The sequence below is a fragment of the Lihuaxuella thermophila genome (assembly GCF_900110165.1).
In the GTDB taxonomy this organism is placed as follows: domain Bacteria; phylum Bacillota; class Bacilli; order Thermoactinomycetales; family Thermoactinomycetaceae; genus Lihuaxuella; species Lihuaxuella thermophila.
Map to the genome: position 1 here is coordinate 1 of NZ_FOCQ01000031.1, position 3,659 is coordinate 3,659.

A 3,659-nucleotide genomic window follows, 5' to 3' on the forward strand; every position below is an offset into this window, starting at 1 on the left:
TCCACTCGTTCCCATCCCGAACACGACCGTTAAGCCCTCCAGCGCCGATGGTACTTGGGGATGACCCCCGGGAGAGTAGGACGTTGCCAGGCGAATAAAAGCCACCCATTCAATGGGTGGCTTTTCCTTTTGTAAGATCCATGTGTGTCGATCTCCTGATGGAAAGCAACATCTTGGCTGGGCAAAAATGAGGACTGTTGAGCGTGTGGGAAATTCCCTACTGTTGCCTCCCGCATGAGTTTGGGCCGCGTCTCGGTCCCAGTGCAGCAGCCGGGCTTTCTCCTTGGATACTGTCAGATCTTCTTACCCAAGAACAGAGTTTTACAATGCGAAGGTCTTTCACTCACGCGGCGTGGCTCCGTAAGTTGGAAACAGAAGTCTTTTTTTGATAATTACATAACCCTCAAACAATTGAGGTCCTGAACCAAGTGGTTCCACGGAGTTCATTACCTTCTGCACCATCTTGTCACCAAGGAGAGATGGAATGAACCAAGATACCCGTTCTTTTACAGCCAAGCAATTGGCGGCAGGCGCGGTGTGGCCGTTTTTTCAAAGCACTCAATGACAACGGTGGCACCATACCGGGCTGGTTTTACATTTAGTTGAATATGTCGTCGTCTTAACCCTTTTAGTAATCCCTATACAGCCAACAGCAGTGCTCCGGAGCACATCGCTCCAATGAGTTTTTCTCTCCGGATTCCGTATTAGACGATATCAATATTCCCTGTCTTTCGAAGGTGAGAAATACTGCTACCACAGCTGAGATAACCTCGTCTTGTTCTAAAAATTTCATCAATACTTCCTGGCCGGAATTTGACTTCTGGTATGGAAGTATGTGTTTCCTCCGTCCCCGGTATGTTTATTTTCCAACCCGTCCTTTCCCCGGTCAATCACACTCGATTGTGTAAATCCCAGGGTAAAAAGTGATTCAAATCCGGTAAAAGCCATCCAACGTTTACGAGACAAACCTTTACTTAGACCCTCTTGTTATTTTTCATTTTCTTCAGGAAAACCGTGCCACCACATCCCCGGGGCGTCTGCGCTGCGCTCGACAAACCCAAATTTCTTATAAAAATCTGCTTTCCCTTTCGCACTGAAGAGGAGAACCATGACGATCTGGTTGGACTGACATTTGTGTAACAGCCTCTGGACGATATTTTTCCCGATACCCCGGTTTTGATAACCGGGCAGAACGATTACATCGCAAAGCAGCGCCTGATAAATTCCGTCTGAAATAATGCGACCGAATCCTACCAATTGTTCAACGGCATAGACGGAGAGGGTGTACCAACTTTGAGAAATTGCCCTGTACAGCTGCTCCTCGCTCAGAGGATTCGTCCAGCCGGCGGAGTGGTATAAGTGGATGAAGTCTTTTTGGTCTGGAAGGGACTCTCTGTACTCGATCTTCATGGCTATTTCCCGATACTCCTCGTGTAATCATTCGAAGTGTTTTCACAGGCTTTGAAGGGGTTTACTCGCTTCCAAAAAAATAGTCTCTTTCCACCTTGCAGATTCTGACCTTATACCTTTGGTACCACTCTTTTTTACCCAAGTTCTGAGCGAGTTGGTGGGCGGAGTTTTCCTTCCAGTTTTGAATTGCCTCGAGTGACTCCCAATAAGAAACAGTGATCCCGAATCCGTTTTCGTCTCGGGCGCTTTCCACACCGAGAAATCCGGGTTGCTGCCGGGCAAGGGAAATCATTTTCTCGCTCATTTGGCTGTAACCCTTGTTATTCTCCGTTCGGGCTGAAGAAAAGATTACCGCATAATAAGGCGGGTTTGGCGTGTTGGCGATGCTCATGATAGCTCTCCTTTCCGGTTAACCTCTGGGCGTATGCCTGTGTCTCCGATCGGGTTGAACGGTTCATTCCGAACATCCAGGCCAAATACTTGAGAAAAGCCCCGCTTTCCCTCTTCGGTAACTTGAACGGCACGGGTATGGGGAAGCCGGCGAATCCATTCCAGGGTAAGCAAACGTTCCAGAATGGCGTGTCCCAGGGATCCGGCGAGATGATACCGCCGTTCGCTCCAGTCCAGGCAGCAGCGGGCAAAAGAGCGGCGTTTTTTCAGTGCTGCCGTGACATCAATGCCAAACTCCTGCAAACACAATTTCCCTTTTTCCGTAAGATAAAAACAGTTTTCCCGTTGTTCCAAAATTGCCAAGTCCCTCATCGCTTCGGTAAGTGCAACCCCGACTTTTCCGGCGAGGTGGTCATAACACGTTCTGGCGAAACGGATGGCATGGTAACGATCAAATTGTTTTAACGAACGAATTTTTTCCGGAGGGGCGATGCATAAAAGAGATTCAATCATTTGCGCGGCTTCAGCACTGGACAACCGGTAATAACGGTGTCGTCCGTTTTTCTTCACTTGGACCAGGTTGCATTCCGTCATTTTATACAAATGATGGCTGGCTGTTTGCGGCGTAATTCCAGCATAGACGGCCAGTTCCGTGGCTGTGTGAAACCGGCCGTCAAGTAAGCATTGGACCATTTTTGCCCGGGACGGTTCACAAAGCAGGGCGGCAGCTTCTGCTAGCGGTACAGTCTCTTTCACCCGGACACTCCTCCCGTGCATGTCATTCATATTTCGATGATAGTCGAAAGATTAGTGCTTTACAATAGATACCGACATTGATCCACCAAAGGGAGAGTGCTTTTCATGAAAGAGAATACTGCCGAAATCACTTCGCGAATCATTCATCCCAACATCTTGTATTATGGAACGCCTGTTCTTTTGTTAAGCACATTGAATGAAGATCACTCGACGAATATCACCCCCATCTCCTCTTCATGGGCCCTCGGGGACTGTATTGTTCTCGGGCTGGGGGTGGAAAGCAAAGCATTTGAAAATATCTCACAGCTTGGGGAATGTGTCTTGAATATTCCTCATCCACCCTTATGGCAGCATGTGGAGAAACTCGCCCATTACACAGGAAAAAATCCGGTTCCCGAATATAAAAGAAAAATCGGTTTTCAGCTGGAGAAGGATAAGTTTCGTGCGTCCGGTTTAACTCCGGTTCCCTCTCAATCAGTTAAACCCGAACGGATTAAGGAATGCCCCATCCAGATCGAAGCCAGGATTCAGCATATTCGGATTCCCGAACACACTTCGTTCTTTTCCATCGTTGAGACACAGGCAGTGCATGTGCATGTTCATGAAAACATAATTTTGAGGGATAACTACATTAATCCCGAAAGATGGAGTCCGCTGATTTATAACTTCCGCCATTATTTCGCCTTAGGGAAACAGTTGGGCAAAACCTTTCGTGCTGAAACATAATAAATGCTTTGGATCAGAATGGATACTGATCCGCATCTCCGCAAAAAAACGCTCAACGTGGATGGCGATATATAAATCAGCATATAAATGTAAATAAATCATAAAAAAAGTGTTGACTATGATTCGGGAACCATGTTATATTAATCAACGTCGTTGATGCGACAACTTGTCTCCCGCAAGGAGGGAGGCAGCAAACAAACAAGAAAAAAGTTGTTGACACGATCTTGCGGATGTGATAAGATGTATCTTGTCGCCGCGAGAGCGGTTGGTAACGAAAAAAGAAAGAAAGTGTTCCTTGAAAACTAAAGAGTGACACACGACCTGTTGATTCTTTTTGAGCAGTCAAACTTTGATGGAGAGTTTGATCCTGGCTCAGG

Annotated in this window: 4 protein-coding genes and 1 rRNA gene; 2 read left to right on the forward strand and 3 right to left on the reverse strand. The window is 47.0% G+C overall.

From position 1 onward, the window contains the following. Positions 1–92: ribosomal RNA gene (rrf, locus tag BMW55_RS18795) — 5S ribosomal RNA — on the forward strand; the annotation flags it as partial. Positions 93–987: 895 nt separating this feature from the next. Here the strand turns inward: rrf and BMW55_RS18800 are convergent. The 3 genes from BMW55_RS18800 to BMW55_RS18810 all read right to left on the reverse strand — a co-directional run bounded on the left by BMW55_RS18800 (position 988) and on the right by BMW55_RS18810 (position 2,577). After that, positions 988–1,410, reverse strand: a complete 423-nt coding sequence (locus tag BMW55_RS18800) for a GNAT family N-acetyltransferase (RefSeq protein WP_089973358.1) — start codon at positions 1,408–1,410, stop codon at positions 988–990. Between the two features lie 61 nt (positions 1,411–1,471). After that, positions 1,472–1,801, reverse strand: coding sequence for an antibiotic biosynthesis monooxygenase family protein (locus tag BMW55_RS18805; RefSeq protein ID WP_089973360.1), 330 nt, complete (start codon positions 1,799–1,801; stop codon positions 1,472–1,474). Continuing rightward, entirely contained in the window at positions 1,798–2,577 is a 780-nt protein-coding gene (locus tag BMW55_RS18810; RefSeq protein WP_089973363.1) for an ArsR/SmtB family transcription factor, read from the reverse strand. Before BMW55_RS18810 ends, BMW55_RS18805 begins: the two co-directional genes overlap by 4 nt. 84 nt (positions 2,578–2,661) lie before the next feature. Between BMW55_RS18810 and BMW55_RS18815 the strand changes: the two genes are divergently transcribed. Next, complete coding sequence (locus BMW55_RS18815) at positions 2,662–3,282, forward strand: flavin reductase family protein (protein WP_089973366.1); 621 nt, start codon at positions 2,662–2,664, stop codon at positions 3,280–3,282. Positions 3,283–3,659: the final 377 nt, after the last annotated feature.

Excerpts from the sequence above, each read along its gene's own strand:
- BMW55_RS18800 (WP_089973358.1), bottom strand. The coding sequence starts at position 1,410 with ATGAAGATCGAGTACAGAGAGTCCCTTCCAGACCAAAAAGACTTCATC.
- BMW55_RS18805 (WP_089973360.1), bottom strand. The coding sequence starts at position 1,801 with ATGAGCATCGCCAACACGCCAAACCCGCCTTATTATGCGGTAATCTTT.
- BMW55_RS18810 (WP_089973363.1), bottom strand. The coding sequence starts at position 2,577 with ATGCACGGGAGGAGTGTCCGGGTGAAAGAGACTGTACCGCTAGCAGAA.
- BMW55_RS18815 (WP_089973366.1), top strand. The coding sequence starts at position 2,662 with ATGAAAGAGAATACTGCCGAAATCACTTCGCGAATCATTCATCCCAAC.